This window comes from Mycobacterium sp. NGS57 (genome assembly GCF_059812405.1).
The window spans coordinates 95,514-121,815 of record NZ_JCALCP010000002.1 but is presented as its reverse complement, the minus strand read 5'-3'; the positions used below and the strand labels follow the sequence as shown (position 1 = coordinate 121,815).

Genomic DNA, 26,302 nt, shown 5'->3' with positions numbered 1-26,302 from the left:
CCCGGTATGTCGACCCCTCCGGACGTGTTCAGCCCCGCCAGGCTCGGTCCGATCACGCTGCGCAACCGCACCATCAAATCCGCCACCTTCGAGGCGCGCACGCCCGACGCCCTGGTGACCGACGACCTCATCGAGTACCACCGGCTGCCGGCCGCGGGCGGCGTCGGCATGACGACCGTCGCCTACTGCGCCGTCTCCCGCGGCGGGCGCACCGAGGGCAACGGAATCTGGATGCGGCCCGAGGCGGTGCCGGGGTTCCGCCGGCTCACCGACACGATCCACGCCGAGGGGGCGGCGGTCAGCGCGCAGATCGGCCACGCGGGCCCGGTCGCCAATGCCAAGTCCAACAAGGCCAAGGCCCTGGCGCCGGTCCGGTTCTTCAACCCGATCGGGATGCGGTTCGCCAAGAAGGCGGCCCGTGCGGACATCGACGAGGTCATCGCCGGGCACGCCAACGCCGCCCGGCTGGCCATCGAAGCGGGGTTCGACGCCGTCGAAATCCATCTGGGCCACAACTATTTGGCGAGTTCGTTTTTGTCGCCGCTGATCAACCGCCGCGACGACGAGTTCGGCGGTTCGCTCGAGAACCGCGCCAAGGTGGCCCGCGGCATGGTGCTGGCCGTCCGCCGCGCGGTGGAAAAAGAAGGCACGCCGATCGCGGTCACGGCCAAGCTCAACATGGCCGACGGCGTGCGCGGCGGCATCAGCACCGAGGAATCGCTGATCACCGCGAAGTGGCTGGAGGAAGACGGCGGGCTGGACGCGATCGAGCTCACCGCGGGTAGCTCGCTGGTCAATCCGATGTACCTGTTCCGCGGCGACGCCCCGCTCAAGGAGTTCGCCGGGGCGTTCAAGCCGCCGCTGCGCTGGGGCATGCGGATGACCGGCAAGAAATTCCTGCGCGAGTACCCCTACCGCGAGGCCTACCTGTTGCGCGACGCCAAGCTGTTCCGCGCCGAGCTCAAGATGCCGCTGATTCTGCTCGGCGGCATCACCAACCGGGAGACGATGGACCTGGCGATGGCCGAGGGATTCGACTTCGTCGCGATGGGCCGGGCGCTGCTGGCCGAGCCGGACCTGATCAATCGGATCGCCGCCGACGGCGCCGCGCACAGCGTGCATTCGGCGTGCACACACTGCAACCGATGCATGCCGACGATCTACACGCGCACCCACTGCGTGGTGACGGGTGCACCGGACGCCTTGGCCCGCTGACGACGTGAACCCCGGGGTTCGAGAGTGAGCTCGCAGTCGCTGCCTGCGCTCACGCTCACAGGGTGAAAACAGCCGCACCCGCTACAGTTGTGGCGATGACTGCAGCAGCCCCGCCAGCGCTAACCGTTCGTCACGACGGGTCGGAACGCACCTTCGCCGCGGGTCACGACGTGGTGGTCGGGCGCGACCTGCGGGCCGACATGCGCATCACGCATCCGCTGATTTCGCGCGCCCACCTGTTGTTGCGCTTCGACCAGGGCCGGTGGCTGGCCATCGACAACGGTTCGCTCAACGGGACTTTCGTCAACGGCCGCCGGGTGCCGGTGGTCGACATCCACGACGGCCAAACCCTCAACATCGGAAACCCCGACGGGCCGCAGCTGAGCTTCGAGGTCGGGCGCCACCAAGGTTTGGCCGGGCGCCCGCCCCGCACCGAGTCGATGGGCATCCCGGTCGCGGCCCACCAGGCGGGGTCGGCGTGGCCGGGCCAATCCGGTCCGCCCGGTCCCCCGCCCGGTCCCCCGCCCGGGCCCGGCAGCCGGCCACCCGGCTGGGCCGCGTCGGTGGCCCGCCGGCCGCACCACCTCGCGCCACCGCACCCGCCGGGCCAAGCCGGCCGCCCGGGTGGCGGCGGTCGCCCGCCCGTGCACCCGGCCGCCGCGCCGCCGCCGGCCAATTTCCAGCCCCACCCGCAGATGTCTCACCCATCCGGCGCGCCGGAGACGCAGATGTCGCCGTCCTCCGCCAAGCCACCGGAGGTGGCCAACCTGGCGACCAAGGTGTTCCAGGCGCTGCTGCCGTCGCGGTCCGGGGCGATGCCGAAGCCGTCTGGAGCGCTCACGATCGGCCGCTCCACCGACAACGACATCGTCATCCAGGACGTCCTGGCGTCGCGGCATCACGCGTTTTTGACCCAGACGCCGCTGGGCACCGAAATCCGCGACGCGCACAGCGTCAACGGCACGTTCGTCAACGGGGTCCGGGTCGGCTCGGCGGTGCTGACCGAGGGCGACGTCGTGACGATCGGCAACGTCGACCTGGTCTTCACCGGCGACAACCTGGTCCGCCGCACCGAGGCCGCCACGCGCACCGGCGGCCTGGAAGTGAATTCGGTCTGCTTCACCGTCGACCACGGCAAGCAATTGCTCGACCACATCTCGCTGACGTGCCGTCCCGGGACGCTGACCGCCATCATCGGCGGGTCGGGCGCCGGGAAGACGACGCTGTCGCGGCTGATCGCCGGGTACACCAGCCCCACCTCCGGTTCGGTGACGTTCGAGGGCCACAACATCCACACCGAGTACGCGTCGATGCGCAGCCGCATCGGGATGGTGCCCCAGGACGACGTGGTGCACCGCCAGCTCACGGTCAACCAGGCGCTGGGCTACGCGGCCGAGCTGCGGTTGCCGCCCGACACCAGCAAGGCCGACCGGGAACAGGCCGTCGCGCAGGTCCTCGAGGAACTCGAGTTGACCAAGCACGCCGACACCCGCGTGGACAAGCTCTCCGGCGGCCAGCGCAAGCGCGCCTCCGTCGCGCTGGAGCTGCTGACCGGGCCGTCGCTGCTGATCCTCGACGAGCCCACCACCGGGCTGGACCCGGCGCTGGACCGTCAGGTGATGATGATGCTGCGCCAGCTCGCCGACGCCGGCCGCACCGTGCTGGTGGTCACCCACTCGGTGTCCTACCTGGACGTCTGCGACCAGCTGCTGTTGGTGGCCCCCGGCGGCAAGACGGCGTTCCTCGGCCCGCCCAGCCAGATCGGCGCGGCCATGGGCACCACCAACTGGGCCGACATCTTCGCGAAGGTGGGCGCCGATCCCGACGAGGCCAACCGCCGCTTCCTCGCCGAAAGCAAGCACCTGGCCGAGAAGCCGTCGGATTCCCGCCCGGCCGACCTGGGCGAACCCGTGCACACCGACCTGTTTCGCCAGTTCTCCACGGTCGCGCGCCGCCAGGTGCGGCTGGTTGTCTCCGACCGCGGCTACACGGTGTTCCTGGCGTTGCTGCCGTTCCTCATCGGCGTGCTGAGCCTCACCGTGCGCGGCACGACCGGCTACGGCATGTCGGACCCGATGGGCAACAATCCGGCCCAGCCCGACCAGATCCTGGTCATGCTCAACGTCGGCGCCGTGTTCATGGGAACCGCGCTGACGATCCGCGACCTGGTCAACGAGCGGCCCATTTTCCGCCGCGAACAGGCCGTCGGCCTGTCCACCGCGGCCTACATGGCGGCCAAGATCGTGGTGTTCAGCGTGTTCGCCATCATTCAGGCGGGAATCGCCACGGCGATCTCCGTAATCGGCTGGGGCAAGCCGCTTTCCGGAGCGGTGCTGCTGGGAGACGTCAGGTTCGAGTTGTTCGTCGACGTGGCCGCGACGTGTGTGGTGTCGGCGCTGCTCGGCATGGCCCTGTCGGCGCTCGCCAGCTCGCAGGACCAGATCATGCCGATGCTGGTGGTATCGATCATGTCGCAGCTGGTGTTCTCCGGCGGCATGATCTGGGTCACCAACCGGATCGTGCTCGACCAATTGTCATGGGGCACGCCCGCCCGGTGGGGCTTCGCCGCGTCGGCGTCGACCATCGATACCCACCGGCTGATACCGGGGCCGACCGACCCGAAAGACCAGCACTGGGACCACAAGTCGAGCGCATGGCTGTTCGACATGTTCATGCTCGGGGTGCTGAGCGTGGTCTACAGCGCCATCACGTGGTGGAAGATCCGGCTCAAGCGCCACTGACCGTTTGGCGCCGTCGCCAGCGGATATTCCTCTGGCTGGGATGAATACGCTTGCGCCGCCCGTGCTGACCGTCTTGGGCAACGGGTCGAAACACACCTTCCGCGCAGGTCACGACATCGTCGTTGGCAGTGACCTGGGCGCCGATGTGTGCATCGCCCACCCGCTGATCTCGCGCACGCATCTGGTGCTGCGCTTCGACCGGGGCAGGTGGCTGGCGATCGACAACGGGTCGCCGCGGGGCACATTCGTCGACCGGCGCCGGGCCCGGGTGATCGACATCTGCGACGGCCGGCGCATCAACATCGGCAACCCCGACGGACCGTGCCTGATGTTCGAGATCAAGCCGGACGGGGGTGCCCCGTCGACGGATCCGATACGCGCGGTCCCGCCGCAACGAAACCGGCGGCTCCCCCGGCCGCCGGGGTGGGCTCGCGCGGCCCGGCACGGGTCTTCGCCGGACCCGCCCACCCACCCGGGGACGGTGCTGCCCGCCGAACCGCCGACGGGTCCGATCGCGTCGGCGCAGCCGGCGGCGACCGACGACGTCGTCGTGCAGCGCCCGGGCGATGGGTTCGAGAAGCCCGACGGTTTCGCCACGATCGGTCGCGCCGCGTCCAACGACATCGTCATCTACGACGTGATGGCCTCGCGCCATCACGCGATCATTGTCCCGACGCCCTCGGGCACCGAGATCCGCGATGCGCGCAGCGTCAACGGAACATTCGTCAACGGGGTCCGGGTCGGCTCGGCGCTGCTCAGCGAGGACGATGTCGTCACCATCGGCAACGTCGACCTGGTTTTCACGAATGGCGCCTTGGTGCAGCGGTCCGCGGGCGACGCGCGCACCGGGGGCCTGGAGGTCAGCGGTGTGCAATTCCGGGTCGAGGGCAAGGAACTGCTCGACAACATCTCGCTGACCGCCCGGCCGGGCACCCTGACCGCGATCATCGGCGGCTCGGGCGCGGGCAAGACCACCCTGGCCCGGCTCATCGCCGGGTACACGCGCCCCACCGCCGGATCGGTCACATTCGAGGGGCACGATATCCACGCCGAATACGCGACCCTACGGACCCGGATCGGGATGGTCCCGCAGGACGACGTGGTGCACCGCCAGCTGACCGTCAACCAGGCGCTGGGCTACGCGGCGGAGCTGCGCCTGCCGCCGGACACCAGCCAGGCCGATCGCGCGCAGGCCGTCGCGCGGGTGCTCGACGAGCTCAACCTGACCGAGCACGCCGACACCCGGGTGGACAAGCTGTCCGGCGGCCAGCGCAAACGGGCCTCGGTGGCGCTGGAACTGCTGACCGGGCCGTCGCTGCTGATCCTTGACGAGCCCACCACCGGGCTGGACCCCGCGCTGGACTCCCAGGTCATGATGATGCTGCGCCAACTGGCCGACGCCGGCCGCACGGTGCTGGTGGTGACGCACTCGGTGGCCCACCTCGACCTCTGCGACCAGCTGCTGCTGCTCGCCCCCGGCGGCAAGACGGCGTACTTCGGGCCGCCCGACGAAATCTCGTCGGTCATGGGGACCACCAACTGGGCCGAGATCTTCGTCAAGGTGGGCGCCGACCCCGACGAGGCCAAGCGGCGCTTCCTGGCGCAGAAGCGGCCGGAGAAAGGCGCGCCGCGAGCCCGGCCGCGGGACCTCGGCGAGCCGGTGAACATCGATGTGCGGCGCCAGTTTTCGACGATCGCGCGCCGCCAGGTTCGCCTCGTGGTCTCCGACAGCTGGTACACGGTGTTCCTGGCGGTGCTGCCGTTCGTCATCGGGCTGCTCGCGCTCACCGTCCCCGGCAGCACCGGCTTCGGCCTGGCCGACCCGCACGGCAAGACGCCCGCCGAACCCGCGCAGATACTGGTCCTGCTCTGCGTGGGCGCGGTCTTCATGGGCACCGCGCTGACGATCCGCGACCTGGTCGGTGAGCGCCCCATCTTTCGCCGGGAGCAGGCGTTCGGCCTGTCGACGGGGGCCTACCTGCTGGCCAAGATCGCCGTGTTCTGCGTCTTCGCGGTCGCCCAGGCGGCGTGCGCCACCACGATCACCGTGATCGGCAAGGGAACCCCGACCCGGGGGGCTGTGCTGCTCGGGAGCCCCACCCTCGAGCTGTACGTCGCGACCGCCGCAACCTGCATCGTCGCGGCGATCATCGGCCTGGTCCTGTCGGCGCTGGCCCGTACCAGCGACCACATCCTGCCGCTGCTGGTCGTGGCCATCATGGCGCAGTTGGTGTTCTCCAGCGGGGTGATCCCGGTGACCAACCGGCCCGTGATCGACCAGCTGTCCTGGTTGACGCCGGCGCGCTGGGGGTTCGCCGCGTGCGCCTCGACCATCGACCTGAACGGGGTGGAGCCCAGCCCGTTCAGCCCCAAGGACAGCCACTGGAACCACACGGCGGGCGCGTGGTCGCTCGACATGGCGATGCTGCTGGTCCTGTCGGTCGTCTACTCGGCCATCGTGTGGTGGCGAATCCGGTTGCGGCGCTAGGAAGCGTCCGGGCCGCCCTCCAGGCTGAGCCCGTGCGCCAGCGCGAAACCCAACGCCTGCGGGACGTCGACGCGCGCGCCCGCCAGCGACGCGGTCCGCCACAGCGCCGGGTCCACGGTGGCGCCGCGCAGGTCGGCCCCGTCGAGCCGGGCGCCCGTCGTCCGCGCGCCGGTAAGGTCGGCGCCGCGCAGCACCGCCTCGCGCAGGTCGGTTTCCACCAGGCTGGTTTCCCGCAGCCGGCAACCGCCGAGGTCCACGCCGCGAAGGTCGTTACCGCCGAGCCCGGCGAGGGTGAAATCGACCTCGTCGAACGCCATCGGCCGCATCCGGCAGTGCACGAACACCGAACCCAGCAGGCTGCACTGCGCAAAGGTGCAGTGCCACAAGGTTGTTCGGTGAAAGGTACAGTTCCTGAAGGCCGATGCGCGGTGTTCGGATTCGCTGAGGTTGGCGCCGCTGAAATCGCATTCGCTGAACACCGCCCGCTCGGTGCGCAGCCGGCTGAGGTCTTCGTCGCGAAAATCCCGGCCGGTGTATTCGCAGTCGGCCCACCGATCCACAGCGGGATCAGCTCGCGGCCAGGGTTTCCAGTGCGTATTCGCTGACCGCGATCAGCGCGTCGGTCGCCGACCTGCGATCGCGGGCGTCGACCTTGATCACCGGAATGTGCCGAGCCAGGGACAGCGCTTCGCGCACCGCCTCGACGGGATAGCGTGGCGCGCCGTCGAATTCGTTCACCGCGATCAGGAACGGCAGGTCGCGATGCTCGAAGAAGTCCACCGCGGCGAAGCTGTCCTGCAGGCGCCGGCAGTCGACCAGGATGATCGCGCCGATCGCGCCGCGCACCAGGTCGTCCCACATGAACCAGAATCGCCGCTGCCCCGGGGTGCCGAACAGGTAGAGCACCAGTTCCTCGTCCAGGGTGATCCGGCCGAAATCCATCGCGACCGTGGTGGTCCGCTTGTCCGGGGTCGCCTCGAGCGCGTCGACGCCGGCCGAGGCGTCGGTGAGCATCGCCTCGGTGCGCAACGGCATGATCTCCGAGACCGCGCCGACGAACGTGGTCTTGCCGACCCCGAACCCGCCGGCGACGACGATCTTCGTCGACGCGTGGGCTCCCTCAGAGTGCTTTAAGACCACGCAGGGTCCTTCCTATGAGTTCGTGGCGCTCGTCGCGGGTGGAACGCTCGGTCAATGTCCTATGCACCCGAAGGTAGCCGGATAGCACCAGATCGCCGACCAGGACGCGCGCGACGCCGATCGGTAAATCCAGCCGGGCCGAGATTTCCGCGACCGACGGGCTGTTGGTGCACAGGTGGATGATCCTGCCTCTCGTATCGTTGGCGGGCCACCGGTGGGCCAGGCCCGCCGGCAACGTCTCGATCGGCGCTTCCAGGGGAAGGTCGACGTCGGTGCCGGTCCGTCCGGACGTCAGGGTGTACGGACGGACCAGGTTCGCCTCACGCGCGGGTGGCCAGGTCTCGCGTCTGTCCATCGCGGCTCACGAGTGCGATCCGGATCGGCGGGTGGACTGGACCACCCCGCCCACCCGTTCGACGAGGATGGCCATCTCGTAGCCGATCTGGCCAATATCGCAGGAGCTGACGGCCAGCGTGGCAAGGTGCGACCCGTCGCCGACCCGCATCAGCAACAGGTAGCCGTTGGCCATCTCGACCACCGACTGCAGCACCTGGCCGCCCTCGAACAACTGCGCGGCACCCGTCGCGAGGCTGGCCAGACCCGAGGCGACAGCCGCCAACTGGTCGGCGCGTTCGCGCGGAAGATGCTCGCTGGCCGCGACCGGCAGCCCGTCGACGGACACCAGCAGCGCATGCGCGACGCCGGGGACCTCGCGGGCGAACTTCGTCACCAGCCAGTCCAGCGAATTGCCGGCTGACGTCATTGCTGATCCGATCCTTCGTTCGTCTCGCGGGCATGCGACCGTCCCGAGCGCACGCCACCGAAGTGGCTGCTGAAGGAGGCCCGCACCGCCTCGGGGTCGCGCCCGGCGGCCGAGTGCTGGGGCCGCCGCCCGGCAGCGGATCGGCCGCTGGATCCGACCAGCGACCCCTCGTCTGCCTGCGGCGCCTCCCCTTCCGTCCCTTCCGTCGCCGCGGTCCCGTTGGCCGTCCCGGGCACCAGGCGGGCCCCGGGTTGGCGGATGGGCAGCCCGTGCTCGGTTTGCGACTCGACCGGCTTGTCCTCGGCCGCGGCCGCCAACGTCCAGCCCCGGTCCCACACCGACTGCCAATCGAGGTCGGGGCTGTTGACCAGGTCGTGCGGGTCGCCCAGCATCTCCGCCAGCATCCGACGGTAAATGACGTCATCATCGGCTGGGGCTGACGGGGGCTCGGGAGCCTTCGGGAGTTCGGCGGGCCTGGGGGGCTCCTGCGTGCCGGCCGGGGGCCGCACGTTTTCCGGCTCTGGACGAACGCTCTGGGAACGCGCGGCGAAGAACGCCGACGTGTCCGACACCGCTTTGGTCGGCGCGGGTTTCGGCTCCGGAGCAGGCTCGGGCGGTGTCGGCTCCGGCTGCGCCCGCTGCTCGGCCTCCCACCAGGGCGTGGCGAGCTCGCGGCGCTGCCGGCGGGGCAGCTCGGGGGCCGGGGGCGGGGGAATTGCGGGAATTTGGGCGATGCCGCTGGAGCCCGGGTTGCGGCGCGGCAGCAACGTGACCGACGGCTCGGCGCCGTTCTGGTTCGCCGGCTGCGGCGCGGCGACTGGCGGTTCGGCGGCGGGGGTCGCGGCGGCCAATGTGGCGCTGGGCACCGGGACCGCCGCGCCGCCCCGGGCCCGCCTCGGCTCGTCCGGCGGCGCGGCCAGGCCGTCGAGCACCGTCGGCGGCAGGTAGATCTCCGCGGTCGTGCCGGCGCCGGCCTCGCGGGCGGACGGGCCGCGCAGCCCCACCCGGATGCCGTGCCGGGCGGCGATGCGGCCCACCACGAACAGACCCATGTGGCGGGCGTTGTCCGGGGTCGGATCCGGAGTGTCCCCACCACCGGCCTGCAGCCGCATGTTGGCCATCCGCCGATCCGCGTCGTTCATGCCCAGCCCGGAGTCCGAGATTCGCAGCATCACGCCCCCACCGGCGCCGCTCCCGCCCAGGGATGCCGAGACCCGGACGGTCGTCGTCGGCGGCGAGTAGCGCAGCGCGTTGTCGATCAGTTCGGCGAACAAATGGATGACACCGCCCGCCGCCGCGCCGACGAGAGCGCAGTCGGGCAGGCCGGTGACCTCGACGCGGCGGTAGTCCTCGACCTCGGACACCGCGGCGTTGATCACCGTCGACAGCGGCACCGGGTCCCGCTGGTCGCGGGCGAGTTGCGCGCCCGCGAGCACCAGCAGGTTGGCGCTGTTGCGGCGCAGCCGGGCCGCCAGGTGATCGAGCCGGAACAGGTTGTCCAGGCGTTCGGGATCCTCCTCGTTGCGCTCCAGCCGGTCGATCAGCGCCAGCTGCTGGTCGACCAGCGAACGGCTGCGCCGCGACATGGTCTCGAACATGTCGTTGACCAGCAATCGCAGCCGCGCCTCGTCCCCGGCGAGCAGCAGCGCCTGGGTGTGCAGCTCGTCGACCGCGTGGGCGACCTGGCCGATCTCCTCGGTGGTGTACACCGGCAGCGGCTGCGGAATCGGTTCGGCGCCACCGGCTTTGACCCGGGCCACCTCTTCCTCGAGGTCGGTGTGCGCGACCTTGAGCGCGCCGTCGCGCAGCACGCGCAGCGGGCGCACCAGCGCGCGGGCCACCAGCAACACGACGAGCAGCGCGATCACGATGGCGGCCAGCACCAGCACGGTGTCGACGACCGCGGCGCTGCGGCGGTCGGTGGCCTCGGCGTGCACGGACTTGGTCACCGACGCCGTCGCGTCGGCGATGACCTGCTCGGCGATCCCGTCGGTGGTCCGGATCGAGCGCAACAGCTCGGGGTTGTCGACGAGCACGCTGGCGGGATCCGACATGATCGCCATCCGCGTCACCATCTGCTGCTGCAGGGTGTGGGCCTCGGGCGAGCCGGCGCCCAGCACCTCGCTCATCCCGAACAGGGTCGACGGTTCGGTGCCGGCCAGGGTGATCATCGACGTCCGCAGCTGCGGCTCGGGCAGCTCGGACCCGCGCGTCACCAGGATTTCCTGCATCGTCATCTGGCCGCGGGCGCCGACGGCGCGGCTCAGGCCCTGCGCCTCCGCGCGGATCCGCTCGTTGTCCACGCGCACCGACGCGTTGATGACGTCCTCGGCGGTCAGCAGGATCGGGGCGTAGGTGGTCACCCGGTCCCGCAAACCGATGCTGTTGTCGGCCACCTTGTCCAGCAGCCCCTGGCCCCCGTTCAGCACGGTGTTCACCCCGGACCGGACGTCGGGGGTGACGTCGGTGTCCGCCAGCCGCTGCTGGAGCTCGTAGCGGCGCGCCTCGTAGTTTTTCTTCGCCCCTTCGACGTCGTGTCCGGTCGAGCTCGCCAGCAGCGCGACGTCCAACGCCGACATGTACTTGGTGATCGCCGGCAGCACGTCGGCGCGGGCCGCGGCCAGCTTGAGTCCGCCGGCGTTGGCCATCGCGTCCTTGATGCGCAGCCCGCCGAACGTCATCGCCAAAATCAGCGGGACCAGCACAATCGCCAGAACCTTGTAGCGGACGGGCCAGTTGCTCGGCGACCAGGCCGGCGGGCGCTTGGCCTGCCGCGCGGAGGCTTGCCGGGACTGGGGCGCGGACGCCTCGACCGCGCGGGCCGGGCGGGTGAACATGGTCATGCGCTTGCGGCCGCGCGGCCGGCCGGCGCGCCGATTCGCGGCGCGTCGAGAAACGAGAGGCTCATGGGACTTCCTGCTTTATTCCGCCTTGGATTCGCTTTGGCTTCGCCCTTGCCGCGCAGCGGGGCGCGGGCGATAACGCCTGGCAATCCGACGAGTATGACAGCCCGCGGGCCAGGTCTCCACAATTCTTACTGAGTACGCAGAGCTCTCTCAGGTGTCGCTGTGCGCGGGTGCGCAAGTCTGGCAAACACATGGCCCTGCCATGATCGGCTGATGTTCCGGCTGCTGTTCTACTCCCCGCGCATCGCGCCGAACACGGGCAACGCCATCCGGACGGCGGCGGCCACCGGCGCCGAATTACATCTGGTCGAGCCGTTGGGCTTCGATCTGTCCGAACCCAAACTGCGGCGGGCCGGCCTGGACTATCACGACCTCGCCTCGGTCACCGTGCACGCGTCGCTGCGGGCCGCCTGGGACGCGCTGGCCCCGGCGCGGGTGTTCGCCTTCACCGCGCACGCGGCTGTGTCGTTCGCCGACGTCGACTACCGGGTTGGCGACGTGCTGATGTTCGGGCCGGAACCCGACGGGCTGGACCCGGCGACCCTGGCCGACCCGCACATCACCGGGCAGGTGCGCATCCCGATGCTGGCGGGCCGGCGCTCGCTGAACCTGTCCAACGCGGCGGCCATCGCCGTCTACGAGGCGTGGCGCCAGCACGGCTATGCCGGGGCGGTTTAGTTACCAGCCGTTCCAGTGGGTCAGCTGCTCGGCGGGCAGCCGCTTGGCGGGCCGGAAGTCGGTGCCCTTGGTGTAGGCGATCGGGAACAGTCCGCCCTGGCTGTAGTTGTCGTAGGGGATGCCGAGCACCTCGGCGGCCTGCTTTTCGCCGTCGCGCAGCAGGTGCAGGGTCGTCCAGCAGGAGCCCAGTCCCCGCGAGCGCAGCGCCAGGCAAAAGCTCCACACCGCCGGGAACAGCGATGCCCAGAACGACACCCCGCCCAGCGGCGACTTGTCCTCCCTGCCCTCGATGCACGGGATCAGCAGCACGGGCGCCTCGTGCATGTGCTCGGCGAGGTAGGTCGCCGAATCGCGGACCTTGCCCATCCGCTCGCCGCGGGTGTCGCCCTCGGGGTACTGGGCGCCCGGCGCGCTGAGATAACCGCGGGCGTTCGCCAGGTAGATGTCGCCGATCGCCTTCTTCTTGTCGGCGTCTTCGACGAACACCCACTGCCAGCCCTGCGAGTTGGAGCCCGTCGGCGCCTGCAGCGCCAGGTCGAGGCATTCCATCAGCACCTCGCGACTCACCGGCTTGTCGAAATCGAGGCGCTTGCGGACCGAGCGGGTGGTGGTCAGGACTTCGTCGACGGACAGGTTCAGGGTCATGTGTGGAGGCTACCGTCGGGGCGCGCCATCCCCGCGAGCGCGCGTGTTTGTACGCGACGCGCCGGTAACTGCTGGCAGTTTGGGGACCCTCGCGGCAACTATGGTGCGGGCGGGGGCGGCTGGTCGGGCGCAATGGCCCCGCCGCAGCCACCGGGAGGCGGCGGGCCCGGGAGGGGTTCGTCGCCGCCGACGCAGTCGTAGTAGAACTGCGGGCCCACGAGCCAGGTCTTCATCCACTGGTGCCAAAACGACCCGTCGGGGTACTTCTCGCCGTCGCATACGGCCAAATTGCCGTAGCCCCATCGCCCGCCCGGACAGAACCCCTTGGTCATGTCCGGCTGGTGCGGGTCGGGCGGATCGGCGCTGGCCACCGCGGGAGAAAGACCAAGCGCCGCAGCACAACCCAAAATCGCAGCGCACTGGCGAGCAGTTCTGAATTTCATCTCGACTCCAACGTTGAACCAATACAGCCGATTCCAAGCGGTGGTCAGAACTTAGCCCGGCAACCGCGTCCGCGTGACGGGATTGCTAGCGGAAGTCGCGGGACTTCGACCCGACGGACAGCGAGATGCGGCCCAACCGCTCGGCGACCACGGTGATCGCACCGCTGGCGTTTTGGACCTGGCCGCGGACCAGCAGCGCCGGCGCGGAGTTGGCCAGCTTGCGGTGCCGCGCCCACACCCCGGGCGTGCAGAGCACGTTGACCATCCCGGTTTCGTCCTCGAGGTTGAGAAACGTCACGCCCTGGGCCGTCCCGGGCCGCTGCCGGTGGGTCACCGCGCCGGCGATCAGCACGCGGTCGCCGTCGGGCACGGAAAGCAACCGTCCGGCGGGCACCACGCCCATCGCGTCGAGGTCGTCGCGCAGGAACTGCGTGGGATAGCTGTCCGGGGAGACGCCGGTGGCCCACACGTCGGCGGCGGCCAGCTCCAGCTCGCTCATCCCCGGCAGCGACGGGATGTGCGACGACGACCCCACCCCGGGCAGCCGGTCCGGGCGCTGGGTTGCCGCGACCCCGGCCGCCCACAACGCCTCCCGCCGCGACATGGCGAAGCAGGCCAGCGCCCCGGCCGTGGCCAGCGCCTCGGTCTGCGACACGGTTAGCTGCAGCCTTCCGGTTAGGTCCAGCAGGGAAGTGAACGGGCCGTTGGCTTTTCGCTCCCCGGCCAGCTTCTCGGCCAGGTCGTCGCCGATGTGGCGGACCGCGCCCAGACCGAGGCGGACCTCCGTTCCGGCGTTCTCGAGGGTGGCGTGGGCCAGGCTGGCGTTGACGTCCGGGCCGTGCACCGCCACGCCGTGCCGGCGCGCGTCGGCCACCAGCGACTGGGGCGAGTAGAAACCCATCGGCTGCGCGCGCAGCAGCGCTGCGCAGAACGCCGCCGGGTGGTGCAGCTTGAACCACGACGAGTAGAACACCAGCGACGCGAAGGACAGCGCGTGGCTTTCCGGGAAGCCGAAATTGGCGAAGGCTTCCAGCTTTTCGTAGGTCCGGTCGATCACCTCGTCGGGCGCGCCGTGCAGCGCGCGCATGCCGTCGTAGAAGCGGCCGCGCAGCCGTCGCATGCGCTCGGTCGAGCGCTTGGAGCCCATGGCGCGCCGGAGCTGGTCGGCCTCGGCCGCGGAGAACCCGGCGCAGTCGACGGCCAGCTGCATCAGCTGCTCCTGGAAAAGCGGCACCCCCAACGTCTTTCGCAGCGCCGACTCCATGGACGGGTGGTCGTAGACGACCGGGTCGACGCCGTTGCGCCGCCGGATGTAGGGATGCACCGACCCGCCCTGGATGGGTCCGGGGCGGATCAGCGCGACCTCCACCACCAGGTCGTAGAAGATCCGCGGCCGCAGCCTGGGCAACGTGGCCATCTGCGCGCGCGACTCCACCTGGAACACGCCGACGGAATCCGCGCACGCCAGCATCTCGTACACCGCCGGCTCGGACAGGTCGAGGCGGGCCAGGTCCACCTCGATCCCCTTGTGCTCGGCCACCAGGTCGATGGCGTAGTGCAGCGCCGAGAGCATGCCCAGCCCGAGCAGGTCGAACTTCACCAAACCGATTGCCGCGCAGTCGTCCTTGTCCCACTGCAGGACGCTGCGGTTCTCCATGCGCGCCCACTCCACCGGGCACACGTCGGCGATCGGGCGATCGCAGATCACCATGCCGCCGGAGTGAATGCCCATGTGCCGCGGCAGGTTCCGGATCTGGGTGGCCAGCTCGATCACCGGCTCGGGGATGTCCTCGATATCGGGGGAATCCGCCACCCCGCTCCAGGTGCTGATCTGCTTGCTCCACGCGTCCTGCTGCCCCTGCGAGAAGCCCAGCGCGCGGGCCATGTCGCGCACCGCGATCCGCCCCCGGTAGGTGATGACGTTGGCGACCTGGGCGGCGTAGTCCCGGCCGTATTTGTCGTAGACGTACTGGATGACCTTCTCGCGCTGGTCGGACTCGATGTCCATGTCGATGTCGGGCGGCCCGTCGCGCGCCGGCGACAGGAACCGCTCGAACAGCAACTCGTTGGCCACCGGGTCGACCGCGGTGACACCCAGGGCGTAGCAGACCGCGGAGTTGGCCGCCGATCCCCTGCCCTGGCACAGGATGTTGTTGTCCCGGCAGAACCGGGCGATGTCGTGCACCACCAGGAAGTAGCCCGGAAACTGCAGGTGCGCAATGACTTTCAGTTCGTGTTCGATCTGCGAGTAGGCGCGCGGCGCTTTTTCGGCTGGGCCGTAGCGATCGCGTGCTCCGGCCATGGTCAGCTGCCGCAGCCAGCTGTCCTCGGTAGAGCCGGGCGGTACATCTGGGAACGGCGGCAGCTGCGGGGCGATCAGCGCCAGCCCGAACGCGCACTGCTCGCCGAGCTCGGCGGCGGCCGTCACCACGTCGGGGCCCCCAAAAGGCATATGCGCGAACAGCCGGGCCATCTCCTCGCCGGAGCGCAGGTGCGAGCCGCCCAACGGCGCCAGCCAGCCGGCGGCGGCATCCAGCGACTGCCTCGCCCGGATGGCGCCCATCGCCATGGCCAGCCGCCCGCGCGACGGGCCCGCGAAATGGGCGCCGGTGGTGGCGACGACCCCGACGCCGAAGCGCGGCGCGAGCCCGGCCAGCGCCGCGTTGCGTTCGTCGTCGAGGGGCAAGCCGTGGTGGGTCAGCTCGACGCTGACCCGGTGCGCGCCGAACCGGTCCACCAGGTCGGCCAGCGCCCGCTCCGCCGCGTCTGGGCCTCCCCCGTGAAGCGCTTGGCGCACATGGCCTTTGCGGCATCCGGTCAGGATGTGCCAGTGCCCGCCGGCGGCCTCGGTCAGCGCGTCGAGGTCGTAGCGCGGCTTGCCCTTCTCCCCGCCGGCCAGGTGCGCGGCGGCCAGTTGCCGCGACAGCCGCCGGTAGCCTTCCGGCCCACGGGCCAGCACCAGCAGGTGCGGACCGGCCGGATCCGGTCGCTCGGTGCGGGGCTCGCCGCCCAGCGACAGTTCGGCGCCGAACACCGTGCGCAGCTCGAGTTCGGCGGCCGCCTCGGCGAACCGCACCGCCCCGTACAGGCCGTCGTGGTCGGTGAGCGCCAGCGCGCGCAGGCCCAGCCGGGAGGCCTCCTCGACCAGCTCCTCGGGGGTGCTGGCCCCGTCGAGGAAGCTGAACGCCGAATGCGCGTGCAACTCGGCATAGGGAACGCAGGTGTGGGCCGGTCGCGTGTCGCCCGGCGGCCGGTACGCCCCGCGTTTGCGCGACAGCGGGCCGTCCTCCGGAAGTTCCTCCGGCGCGCCGGCATGGCGCGGCTTGCCGTCGAGCACCCGCTCCATCTCCGCCCAGCTCGGCGGCCCGTTGAACCAGCCCACGCGAGCAGTCTATCGAAAGTATGTTCGATGCCGCACCCCTGAAAGGGTTGATTGATGCCAGTCACCATCGACCCGCGCCGCCACGACGCGGTGCTCTTCGATGCCGCACAGGAACCCCCGCCGACGCTGATCCGGCAACTGCGCGACGCCGGCGTCGCCACCGCGACCTTCACCAACCTGCACGAGGCGGCCGGCGCGCTCTCGGTGCGCCCGGGCCGATGCGCCGTCGTCACCCACGACGAGGCGGCCGCGGCGGCCGCGCGCGACCAAGGCTTCGCGTTGGTCGTCAACGACGCGGGCGATGTCGCGGTGCGCACCGGGGACCGGCGCATGTCCCAGCTGCCGGATGCCGCGCAGGCGCTGGACCTCCTGGCCGACCGCAAACCGGCCGTGTTCTACGACTTCGACGGCACGCTGTCGGACATCGTCGACGACCCCGACGCGGCGCGGCCCGTCGCCGGCGCGGTCGAAGCGCTGCGGGACCTGGCCGCCCGATGCCCGGTCGCGGTGCTGTCGGGACGCGACCTCGCCGACGTGACAACGCGTCTCGGCGTGCCCGGCATCTGGTATGCCGGCAGCCACGGGTTCGAGCTGACCGCGCCCGACGGCACACACCACCAAAACGAGGACGCGGCGGTGGCCGTCCCGGTGCTGGCGCGGGCGGCCGACGAGCTGCGCGAGCGGCTTGGCCCGATAAGCGGGGTGGTGGTGGAGCACAAGCGCTTTGGCGTCGCGGTGCACTACCGCAACGCCGCGCGCGATCGGGTCGGCGAGGTGGCCGCGGCCGTGCGCGCGGCGGGTCGGCGCGACGCGCTTCGTGTGACGACGGGGCGCGAAGTCATCGAGCTGCGCCCGGATCTGGACTGGGACAAGGGAAAGACTTTGCGCTGGGTGATCGAGCACCTGCACGACGCCGGTCCCCTGCTGCCGGTCTATCTCGGCGACGACATCACCGACGAGGACGCGTTCGACGCGATCGTCGACGACGGCATCCCGATCCTGGTGCGGCACAACGAGGATGGTGATCGCGCCACCGCCGCTCAATTCGCATTGGAGAGCCCCGCGCGGGCCGCCGAGTTCACCGAGCGGCTGGCGCGGCGGTTGGACGAGGCCACCGCGAATTGACGCATGACCCTTGGTCATTGCCAATCTTCCTGCGAACTCCCTGGAGACATGCGCGAATTTCAGGACGCGCCATGGCGGCCGCGCTAAGCTTCGCGCCACGATCGGGAGGTCAGACATGTCTTTTGTCATCGCTTCGCCCGACATTGCGTCGGCGGCGACGGACTTAGCCGGAATCAGGTCGGCGCTTGGCGCTGCAAACGCGGCGGCCGTCGGCCCGACGGCCCAGATCCAGGCGGCAGCCTCCGACGAGGTCTCGGCGGCCATCTCGGCGCTGTTCGGCGAGTACGGCCAGGCGTACCAAACTCTCAGCCGGCAGGCGACGGCGTTTCACGACCGGTTCGTGCAGGCGCTGAACGGCGCCGGCCTTTCCTACGCAATGACCGAGGCCGCCAACGCTTCCCCGCTGCAGACCCTCGAACAGGACGCGCTCAATGCGATCAACGCGCCCGCCCAGGCGTTGCTCGGGCGCCCGCTGATCGGCAACGGCGCCGACGGGACGGCGGCCAGCCCCAACGGCGGCGCCGGCGGCCTGCTGTACGGCAGTGGCGGCAACGGCTATTCGCAAACGGGTTCCGGCCTGGCCGGTGGCAGCGGTGGCTCCGCCGGGCTGGTCGGCAACGGCGGCAACGGCGGCAACGGCGGTGCCGGCGGCAACGGCGGCGCGGGCGGCAACGGCGGATGGCTTTACGGCAGTGGCGGGTTCGGCGGCAACGGTGGTGTTGCCACCGCGGTAGGCGGCAGCGGCGGCAGCGGCGGGGCGGGCGGCAACGCCTGGCTGTGGGGCAACGGCGGGGCCGCCGGAACCGGCGCCCCGGGAGCGAACGGTGATGCCACCACTCCCGGCGGCAGCGGCGGGGCCGGTGGTCTGGGCGGCAATGCCGGCTTGCTGGCAGGCACCGCGGGCGCGGGCGGAAGCGGCGGCAACGCCGGCGACGGCCTCGACAGCATGACCAGTTCGGTCGGCGGGGCGGGCGGGGCCGGTGGTCACGCCGGGATGTTCGGCCCCGGCGGGAGCGGCGGGGCCGGCGGCATCGGCGGCGCGAATACCCAAACCGGCTCGTCCGGCGGGGCTGGAGGCGCCGGCGGAGCCGGCGGGGGCGGCGGCTACCTGGTCGGCGACGGCGGTGCCGGCGGCGCCGGCGGGGCAGGCGGGCAAAACCAAAGCGGCGGCGGCGGCCTCACCGGCGGGACCGGAGGCGTCGGCGGGGCCGGCGGGTCGGCCGGATTGCTGTACGGCAACGGCGGGGCCGGCGGCGCGGGTGGTGGCGGCGGGTCCACCAACGCCCAGGGCAATGGTGGCGCAGCTGGAGCGGGCGGCAACGGCGGGTCCGGCGCGTGGCTGTACGGCAACGGCGGGGACGCCGGGGCGGGCGGGGCCGGCGGTGGTAACGGCGCCAGCCAGGCCGGTGGCGCCGGTGCGAGCGGCGGAACCGGCGGGAGTGCCGGGCTGGTCGGCAACGGCGGACACGGCGGCGCCGGGGGCGCGGGTGGGAACCAGACGGGCGGCCAGGGGGCGGGCGGTGCGGCCGGGAATGGCGGCGCCGGTGGCAACGGCGGGGCGCTCTATGGCAACGGCGGCGACGGCGGGGCCGGCGGAAACGGCGGATCGAACAGTGCCGGTGGCAACAACTCCCCCGGCGGTGCGGCCGGGGACGGTGGAGCCGGCGGGAGCGCCCGGCTGATCGGAGCCGGCGGTCACGGCGGCGATGGTGGCCTTGGCGGGTCCACGAAGGGCCGGGAATCCGGCGCCTTCGGCGGCGCCGGCGGCCACGGCGGGGCCGGCGGCAACGCCGGGCCGCTGTTCGGCGACGCCGGAGCAGGTGGAAACGGCGGGAACGGCGGGAGCAACACCCAAACGTCCAGCGGCTCGAACCACGATGGTGTGAGCGGCGGCGGTGGCGGCAAAGGCGGCGACGGGGGTAGCGGCGGCAACGCCGGGCTGTTCGGCAACGGCGGCACCGCCGGCGGCGGCGGCACCGGGGGCAATGGGGGCGTCGGGCAAATCGGCACGAATGGCGATGGCACCACCCCCGGCGGCACCGGTGGCACCGGCGGCGCCGGCGGTGCCGGGGGTGCCGGCGGAGCTGGTGGCCGAAGCGGCCTGCTGACCGGTAACGGCGGCAGCGCCGGCAGCGGCGGCAGCGGCGGCAACGGCGGGACCGGCGGCAAGGGCGGCAGTAACGGTGGCGCCGGGGGCGGCAACGGCGGCAATGGCGGGGACGGTGGCGTCGGCGGCGGCGGTGGGACCGGCGCCAACGGCGCGTTGCTGTACGGCAACGGCGGTAGCGGCGGCAATGGCGCGACCGGCGGCAACGGCGGGAATCCCGGCTCCGGCTCCGGCAGCGGGACCGCCGGCAACACCGGCAACGGGAGCGGCGGCGGAGCCGGCGGGGCCGGCGGCAGCGCCCAGTACGTCGGCAACGGCGGTAACGGCGGCAACGGCGGCAACGGCGGAACCGGCACGATCCCCGGCACCCCCGGCGCGGGCGCGCCCGGCGGCAGCGGAGGCAAGCTGTTCGGCGGCGCCGGCACCCACGGCGCCGACGGCACCTGACGTGCTGTCGCCCGACCGTCACACAGGACGGGCGGATACGAAAATTAGCGGACTGCCGTCAGCGCTCGTGACCGCGCAGGCGCGCAAGCCTCAGTGACGGCAGCTCGACGCCCGGTTCGAGTTCGACCGGTTCGGGAAGGTCGTCGAAATCGGCTGTGGCGCGCTGTATTTCGCCGCTAGCTACCAGCTGCTCGTAGGGACTGCGCTCCGGCACCCGGCTAGGTTAGCGCGGCTCCCGCAGTCCAGCTAACCCTCGACGTACTCCACGGCCCCATCGTCCAGGACCACCCGGGCGTCGGACCCCTCGGCGCCGGAGGCCTCCGTGCGGAACACCGCCTTGCCCGCCTCGGTGCGCCAGATCAGCGTCGTGAGCGTCTCGCCGGGAAACACGGGTGAACTGAACCGCGCGTCGATCGAGGTGACGTTGGCGGCCACACCCTTGCCCAGCTCGGCGACCAGCGCGCGGCCGGCCACCCCGTAGCTGCACAGCCCGTGCAGGATCGGCTTCGGGAAACCGGCCAGCTCGCGGGCGAACCACGGGTCGCTGTGCAGCGGGTTGCGATCGCCGGACAGCCGATAGATCAGCGCCTGGTCCTCGCGGGTCGGCAGCGGCACCCGGGCGTCGGGCTCGCGGTCCGGGATCTCCGGCGCGGCCGGCCGCTGGCCCGGCTGGCCCCCGAACCCGCCCGCGCCCCGGACCACGAACGTGGTCGACGTCTCGGCGATCAGCTGGCCCGAGTCGGGGTCGGTGCCGCGGCCGCGCAGCATCACAACCGCGTTCTTGCCCTCGCCCTTGTCCTGGATGTCGGCGACCTCGGTGACCACCGACAGCCTGCCGGCCGCGGGCAGGGGCGCGTGCAGCCGCACCCCCTGCGATCCGTGTAGGAGCATGGCCCAGTTGAACGTTCCGACCTTGGCCGCCGCCCCGAAGGCCGGGCAGCAGATCACCGCGTAGGTGGGCAGCACCTGCTGGGCGATGTCGTGGCTGTTCTCGGTGGTGAACGACAGGTCGTCGGTCCCGCACCCCACGCCGAGGGCGTACAGCAACGTGTCCCGGTCGGTCCATTCGAACGGCATCGGCTCGGTCACCGCGCCGACCGCGCTCGGGTCAATGGCCATACGAGTCTCCTCTCGACTAACTGCAATCGCACCTTTTCGTCACTCAAGCTTTCCAAACCCTTGCAAACCCTTCCCACCGGCACCATCGGCAGGGCAGGCTATCGCCATGGGCAAGGGGAGCATGGTCGGTAAAGCACTCGCCGTGATCGCCGCGGCGACGATCGTCGGTGCCTGTGGCGGAACGCCGCAGCAGCGCAGCATCACGTTGACCTTCATCCGGCACGCGGAGTCGGAGGCCAACGCCAACGGAATCACCGACACCTCGGTGCCGGGCCCGGGCCTGACCCCGGAGGGCAAGGGCCAGGCCGAGCAGGTCGCGCACCAGCTCGCCCACAACAAGTACGACGCCGTCTACGCCTCCACGATGGCGCGCGCACAGCAGACCGCCGAGCCGTTGGCCGCCGAACTGCACAAGCGGGTGGAAACGCTGCAGGGCATCCAGGAGATCGACGCCGGCTGGTTCGAGGGAAAGCCGGCCTCGATGGATTCCTCGACATACCTGCTGGCACCGGCGGACTGGCTCAACGGTGACGTCCAGAACCGCATCCCCGGCTCGGTCAGCGGCAAGGAGTTCAACGAGCGGTTCACCGCGGCGGTGAACAAGGTCTACGACAGCGGCCACAGCAAGCCGGTGGTGTTCTCGCACAAGTTCTCCATCGAGTACTGGACCCTGATGAACGTGCGAAACGCCAAGGACAGCCTGCGGACCAGCCACCCACTGCCCAACATCGGCCGCGTGGTGATCAGCGGCAACCCGATGACCGGCTGGACGCTCGAGGAGTGGGACGGCATCCGCAACTTCGGCGGCTGATCCCGATCCCCGCGGAGTTGACGCGCGCGGCCACCTGCGGCCACGATGGCTTGCATGCGGTATGTCGTTACCGGCGGTACCGGGTTTATTGGTCGCAACGTCGTGTCCCGTCTGGTGGAATCCCGCCCCGACGCGCAGGTGTGGGTGCTGGTGCGCCGCGGATCGCTGGGCCGCTTCGAACGCCTCGCCGCGCGCTGGGGCGACCGGGTGAAACCGCTGGTCGGTGAGCTGCCGGACCTCGACCTGACCGAGCAGACCCTCGCCGAGCTGGGACGCGTCGAGCACGTCGTGCACTGCGCGGCGATCTACGACATCACCGCCGGGGAGGCCGAGCAGCGCGCCGCCAATGTCGAGGGGACCCGGTCGGTCATCGAGCTGGCGCGGCGGCTGGGCGCCACGTTGCACCACGTGTCGTCGATCGCCGTGGCCGGCGACTTCCCCGGCGAGTACACCGAGGACGACTTCGACGTCGGACAACAACTGCCGACGCCGTATCACCGGACGAAGTTCGAGGCCGAGTCGCTGGTCCGGTCGACACCGGGCTTGCGCTACCGCGTCTACCGTCCGGCGGTGGTGGTGGGCGACTCGATCACCGGGGAAATGGACAAGGTCGACGGCCCGTACTACTTCTTCGGCGTGCTCGCCAAGCTGGCGGTGCTGCCCAGGTTCACCCCGATCCTGCTGCCCGACACCGGGCGCACCAACATCGTCCCGGTCGACTACGTCGCCGACGCGCTCGTCGCGCTCATGCACGCCGAAGGGCCAGATGGGCCGGACGGGCGAACGTTTCACCTCACCGCCCCCAAAACCATTGGGCTGCGCGGCATTTACCGCGGGGTGGCCGAGGCGGCCGGGCTGCCGCCGTTGCGCGGGTCGCTGCCCCGCGCGGCGGCCGCGCCGGTACTCAAGGTGCGCGGGCGCGCCCGGGTGCTGCGCAACATGGGGGCGACCCAGCTGGGGATCCCCGCCGAGATCTTCGACGTCGTGGACCTGGCGCCGCAGTTCGTGAGCGACGAGACCCGAAAAGCGTTGCAGGGACACGGTATCGAGGTCCCGGAGTTCGCGAGCTACGCGCCCAGGCTGTGGCGGTACTGGGCCGAGCATCTGGACCCCGATCGCGCGCGGCGCGACGACCCGAAGGAGCCGCTGCGGGGTCGCCACGTCGTCATCACCGGCGCGTCCAGCGGCATCGGGCGGGCGTCGGCGATCGCGGTCGCGGACAAGGGCGCGACGGTGTTCGCGCTGGCCCGCAGCGCCGACGCGCTCGATGAGCTGGTCGCCGAGATCCGGGCCAACGGCGGGGACGCCCACGCATTCACCTGCGACGTCACCGATTCCACGTCGGTCGACCACACCGTCAAGGACATCCTGGGCCGCTTCGGCCACGTCGACTACCTGGTGAACAACGCCGGCCGCTCGATCCGCCGGTCGGTGGTCAACTCCACCGACCGGCTGCACGACTACGAACGGGTGATGGCCGTCAACTACTTCGGCGCGGTGCGGATGGTGCTGGCGCTGCTGCCGCACTGGCGCGAGCGCCGGTTCGGTCACGTGGTCAACGTCTCCAGCGCCGGCGTGCAGGCCCGCAACCCGAAATACAGCTCGTACCTGCCCACCAAGGCGGCCCTCGACGCGTTCGCCGACGTGGTCGGTACGGAGACGCTCTCCGACCACATCACCTTCACCACCGTGCACATGCCGCTGGTCCGCACGCCGATGATCGCGCCATCGCACCGGCTCAACCCGGTGCCCGCGATCAGCCCCGAGCGCGCGGCGGCGATGGTGGTGCGCGGCCTCGTCGACAAGCCGGCGCGCATCGACACCCCGCTGGGCACGCTGGCCGAGGCCGGCAACTACTTCGCACCGCGCACGTCGCGGCGCATCCTGCATCAGCTGTACCTGGGCTACCCCGATTCCGCTGCGGCGCGCGGTCTTCCGCACGAGACGCAAGCGCCGCCGAAGCGCAGGCCCAGGCGCCCGGCCCGCGCGGTCACCGGGGGCATTCGCACGCCCCGGCCGGTCAAGCGACTGGTGCGGTTGGTGCCGGGCGTGCACTGGTGAGATCGCGGTGAACGCCGTTTTCGTCGATGTCGACACCGGCATCGACGATGCGGTGGCGCTGATCTACCTGCTGGCCAGCTCCGACGCCGACGTCGTCGGCATCGCCTCGACCGGCGGCAACATTCACGTCGAGCAGGTCTGCGCCAACAACCTGGGATTGCTCGAATTGTGCAGGGCCCCGGCCATCCCCGTATCCAAGGGCGCCGACGAGCCGCTGTGCGGCCGCTGGCCCCATCACTCGAAGTTCCACGGGCCCACGGGATTGGGCTATGCCGAGCTCCCCCGCACCGATCGACGGCTGGCCGGCCACGACGCCACGGCGGCGTGGATAGCCGCGGCACACGCGCATCCAGGAGAGCTTGTCGGCCTGGTCACCGGCCCGCTGACCAATCTGGCGCTCGCGTTGCGCGGCGAGCCCGCGCTGCCGACGCTGCTGCGCCGGCTGGTGATCATGGGTGGCGCGTTCGGTGACGACACCAATCCGATGGCCGAGTGGAACATCCGGGTCGATCCCGACGCGGCCGGCGAGGTGTTCGCCGGCTGGGCTGGGCGACAAGGGCTTTCGAGGCTTCCGATCGTCTGCGGTTTGGACCTCACCCGGCGCGTCGCCATGACGCCGGCCATCCTGGCCCGGCTCGCGCACGCGGCCGGCCCGTCGCCATTGGTCGCGGTGATCGAGGACGCGATGCGGTTCTACTTCGAGTCCCACGCGGAGCGCGGACACGGCTACGTCGCCTTCATGCACGATCCGTTGGCCGCGGCGGTGGCGCTGGACGCGCGGCTGGTGGCGACCCGGGCCGCGACGGTCACGATCGAGTTGGCGGACCCCCCCGCCCGCGGGGTGACGGCCGCCGTCGCGGCGGCAGACCGAAAAGCCAACGCGCTGATCGGGGTTGACGTGGATCCCGCGGCCTTTTTCGACCGGTTCATCGATCGGGTCGCGCCGTTCGCGCGCCAACTGGCCGGTCTCACGCGACCCGATACTGCTCGAGATCCGCGTGCTTGACGCTCAACCCGTGCCCGGGCGCCGCCCGGTCCGGGCGTAGCACGCCACCCGGTTCGGGATCGACGGTTCCGTCGAACGCCAACCCCTCGATGCGCACGTGGTCGTGGAAGTACTCCAGGTGACGCAGGTGCCAGATCGCGGTGCCGACGTGGCCGCTGATCTGCGGGGCGCAGTGCAAAGAGACGTCCATGCCCCGGGCGTCACACAGCGCGGCGACCTTGAGGGCGCCGGTGATGCCGAGGGCTCGGGTGACGTCGACCTGCAGGCAGTCCACCGCACCCGCGTCGAGCATGCGGTGGAAGTACGGCAGGTGATACCCGTATTCGCCTGCGGCAACATCCATTCCGGGTGGGCCCTGCTCGCACAGCCGGTGCAGCCCGTCGAGGTCGTCGGAGGTCACCGGTTCCTCGAACCAGCGCACGTCGTACTCGGCGAAGCGCTGGGCCCACAGCAGGGCCTGTTTCCGGGTGTACGCGCCGTTGGCGTCGACGAACAACTCGGTGTCCCCGATCGCCGAGCGGGCGGCGGCGACCCTGGCGAGGTCGGCGTCGGGGTCGCGGCCGACCTTCATCTTGACGCGGGGGATACCGGCCTCGACCCAGCCGCACAGCTGCGCGCGCAGGGTGTCGTTGTCGTACGAGGTGAACCCGCCGCTGCCGTAAATCGGTGTGGCCTCGTGGGCGGCGCCCAGCGCGATGACCAACGGCTCGCCCAGGAGGCGTGCCCGCAGATCCCACAGCGCGATGTCGACTGCCGAAATCGCCTCGGCGGCTACGCCGGGCTTACCCAGGTTGCGGACCGCATGCTGCATCTGCGCCCAGCGCGCCGGCGGTTGCAACGCGTCCGCGCCGGCCAGGACGTCGGCCAGCTTGGACCGCACGACGGTGACGACAGCCGTGCCGCCGTAGGTGTAGCCGATGCCGAGCTGCCCGCCGGCCCGCACGCTCACCAGGACGAAGGTCGTCGAGTCCCATTCCAGCGTGCCGTCGGACTCGGGTGCGTCGGTCGGGATGGAGTAGGCCGACGCCTCCACGGATTCGATCGCGATCGGTTCACTCGCACGCAATGACATAGCGGGTGACTACCCGTGCAGCTACCCGGAAAACGAGTGGCGGCAAGCGAACGCCTAGCCGCAAAACGAACAGTTTGAACCGGCTGCCCCCGTACACTTTTGACGCATCCGCCGGCGCGGAAGACTTCCCGTACCCGTTGGCAAGCTTTGTGG

At 71.0% G+C, this 26,302-nt stretch carries 20 protein-coding genes; 9 read left to right on the top strand and 11 right to left on the bottom strand.

The features are described 5' to 3' along the window. Positions 1–6 precede the first annotated feature (6 nt). From AC5Y43_RS03955 to AC5Y43_RS03945, 3 genes are all read left to right on the top strand, one after another. Positions 7–1,215, top strand: coding sequence for an NADH:flavin oxidoreductase (locus tag AC5Y43_RS03955; protein ID WP_499969633.1), 1,209 nt, complete (start codon positions 7–9; stop codon positions 1,213–1,215). Between the two features lie 95 nt (positions 1,216–1,310). Continuing rightward, positions 1,311–3,956, top strand: a complete 2,646-nt coding sequence (locus AC5Y43_RS03950) for an ATP-binding cassette domain-containing protein (protein WP_499969631.1) — start codon at positions 1,311–1,313, stop codon at positions 3,954–3,956. A gap of 40 nt (positions 3,957–3,996) precedes the next feature. After that, the gene (locus AC5Y43_RS03945; RefSeq protein ID WP_499969629.1) at positions 3,997–6,444 is read left to right on the top strand and encodes an ATP-binding cassette domain-containing protein; all 2,448 of its coding nucleotides are present in this window, start codon (positions 3,997–3,999) and stop codon (positions 6,442–6,444) included. Here AC5Y43_RS03945 and AC5Y43_RS03940 read toward each other — a convergent pair. Genes AC5Y43_RS03940 through AC5Y43_RS03920 form a run of 5 tightly spaced genes read right to left on the bottom strand, consistent with a single transcriptional unit; the run spans position 6,441 to position 11,190 of the window. Beyond that, complete coding sequence (locus tag AC5Y43_RS03940; protein WP_499969628.1) at positions 6,441–7,004, bottom strand: pentapeptide repeat-containing protein; 564 nt, start codon at positions 7,002–7,004, stop codon at positions 6,441–6,443. The genes AC5Y43_RS03945 and AC5Y43_RS03940 overlap by 4 nt on opposite strands. A 7-nt stretch (positions 7,005–7,011) precedes the next feature. Continuing rightward, a complete protein-coding gene (locus AC5Y43_RS03935; protein ID WP_499969626.1) occupies positions 7,012–7,584 on the bottom strand; it encodes a GTP-binding protein in 573 nt (190 codons plus the stop codon). Next, positions 7,565–7,939 (bottom strand): DUF742 domain-containing protein, encoded by a 375-nt coding sequence (locus AC5Y43_RS03930; RefSeq protein ID WP_499969623.1) that lies wholly within the window; start codon positions 7,937–7,939, stop codon positions 7,565–7,567. Before AC5Y43_RS03930 ends, AC5Y43_RS03935 begins: the two co-directional genes overlap by 20 nt. 6 nt (positions 7,940–7,945) lie before the next feature. Next, the gene (locus AC5Y43_RS03925) at positions 7,946–8,347 is read right to left on the bottom strand and encodes a serine protease inhibitor (RefSeq protein ID WP_499969619.1); all 402 of its coding nucleotides are present in this window, start codon (positions 8,345–8,347) and stop codon (positions 7,946–7,948) included. Then, positions 8,344–11,190 carry a sensor histidine kinase gene (locus AC5Y43_RS03920; protein WP_499969617.1) on the bottom strand — a complete coding sequence of 949 codons (2,847 nt, stop codon included), beginning with the start codon at positions 11,188–11,190 and terminating at the stop codon, positions 8,344–8,346. The genes AC5Y43_RS03925 and AC5Y43_RS03920 overlap by 4 nt, the downstream gene beginning before the upstream one ends. Positions 11,191–11,466: 276 nt before the next feature. Here AC5Y43_RS03920 and AC5Y43_RS03915 point away from each other — a divergent pair, with 276 nt between their 5' ends. Continuing rightward, complete coding sequence (locus tag AC5Y43_RS03915; RefSeq protein ID WP_499969615.1) at positions 11,467–11,931, top strand: tRNA (cytidine(34)-2'-O)-methyltransferase; 465 nt, start codon at positions 11,467–11,469, stop codon at positions 11,929–11,931. On the opposite strand, the gene AC5Y43_RS03910 is transcribed toward AC5Y43_RS03915, so the two are convergent. From AC5Y43_RS03910 to AC5Y43_RS03900, 3 genes are all read right to left on the bottom strand, one after another. Then, positions 11,932–12,576 carry a nitroreductase family protein gene (locus AC5Y43_RS03910; protein WP_499969613.1) on the bottom strand — a complete coding sequence of 215 codons (645 nt, stop codon included), beginning with the start codon at positions 12,574–12,576 and terminating at the stop codon, positions 11,932–11,934. It abuts the gene before it with no gap. A 98-nt stretch (positions 12,577–12,674) separates the two neighbouring features. Continuing rightward, complete coding sequence (locus AC5Y43_RS03905; protein WP_499969611.1) at positions 12,675–13,019, bottom strand: hypothetical protein; 345 nt, start codon at positions 13,017–13,019, stop codon at positions 12,675–12,677. A gap of 85 nt (positions 13,020–13,104) precedes the next feature. Next, on the bottom strand, positions 13,105–16,401 hold the full coding sequence (locus tag AC5Y43_RS03900; protein ID WP_499969609.1) for an error-prone DNA polymerase: 3,297 nt from the start codon (positions 16,399–16,401) through the stop codon (positions 13,105–13,107). A gap of 54 nt (positions 16,402–16,455) precedes the next feature. Between AC5Y43_RS03900 and otsB the strand changes: the two genes are divergently transcribed. Together otsB and AC5Y43_RS03890 are read left to right on the top strand one after the other, a co-directional pair. Further along, positions 16,456–17,526, top strand: a complete 1,071-nt coding sequence (otsB, locus tag AC5Y43_RS03895; protein ID WP_499969607.1) for a trehalose-phosphatase — start codon at positions 16,456–16,458, stop codon at positions 17,524–17,526. Between the two features lie 115 nt (positions 17,527–17,641). Beyond that, entirely contained in the window at positions 17,642–20,080 is a 2,439-nt protein-coding gene (locus AC5Y43_RS03890; RefSeq protein ID WP_499969605.1) for a PE family protein, read from the top strand. Between the two features lie 58 nt (positions 20,081–20,138). Here the strand turns inward: AC5Y43_RS03890 and AC5Y43_RS03885 are convergent, their stop codons facing one another. Then, positions 20,139–20,294, bottom strand: coding sequence for a hypothetical protein (locus AC5Y43_RS03885; RefSeq protein ID WP_499969603.1), 156 nt, complete (start codon positions 20,292–20,294; stop codon positions 20,139–20,141). Between the two features lie 32 nt (positions 20,295–20,326). Continuing rightward, a complete protein-coding gene (locus tag AC5Y43_RS03880; protein ID WP_499969601.1) occupies positions 20,327–21,199 on the bottom strand; it encodes a MaoC/PaaZ C-terminal domain-containing protein in 873 nt (290 codons plus the stop codon). Positions 21,200–21,305: 106 nt separating this feature from the next. Between AC5Y43_RS03880 and AC5Y43_RS03875 the strand changes: the two genes are divergently transcribed. From AC5Y43_RS03875 to AC5Y43_RS03865, 3 genes are read left to right on the top strand one after another with little or no spacing between them, the layout of a single operon-like run. Then, positions 21,306–22,010, top strand: a complete 705-nt coding sequence (locus AC5Y43_RS03875) for a histidine phosphatase family protein (protein WP_499969599.1) — start codon at positions 21,306–21,308, stop codon at positions 22,008–22,010. 54 nt (positions 22,011–22,064) lie between these two features. Then, complete coding sequence (locus AC5Y43_RS03870; RefSeq protein ID WP_499969595.1) at positions 22,065–24,071, top strand: SDR family oxidoreductase; 2,007 nt, start codon at positions 22,065–22,067, stop codon at positions 24,069–24,071. Positions 24,072–24,078: 7 nt separating this feature from the next. After that, positions 24,079–25,077, top strand: a complete 999-nt coding sequence (locus tag AC5Y43_RS03865) for a nucleoside hydrolase (RefSeq protein ID WP_499969593.1) — start codon at positions 24,079–24,081, stop codon at positions 25,075–25,077. Here AC5Y43_RS03865 and AC5Y43_RS03860 read toward each other — a convergent pair. After that, a complete protein-coding gene (locus tag AC5Y43_RS03860) occupies positions 25,040–26,149 on the bottom strand; it encodes an enolase C-terminal domain-like protein (RefSeq protein WP_499969591.1) in 1,110 nt (369 codons plus the stop codon). The genes AC5Y43_RS03865 and AC5Y43_RS03860 overlap by 38 nt on opposite strands. Positions 26,150–26,302 lie beyond the last annotated feature (153 nt).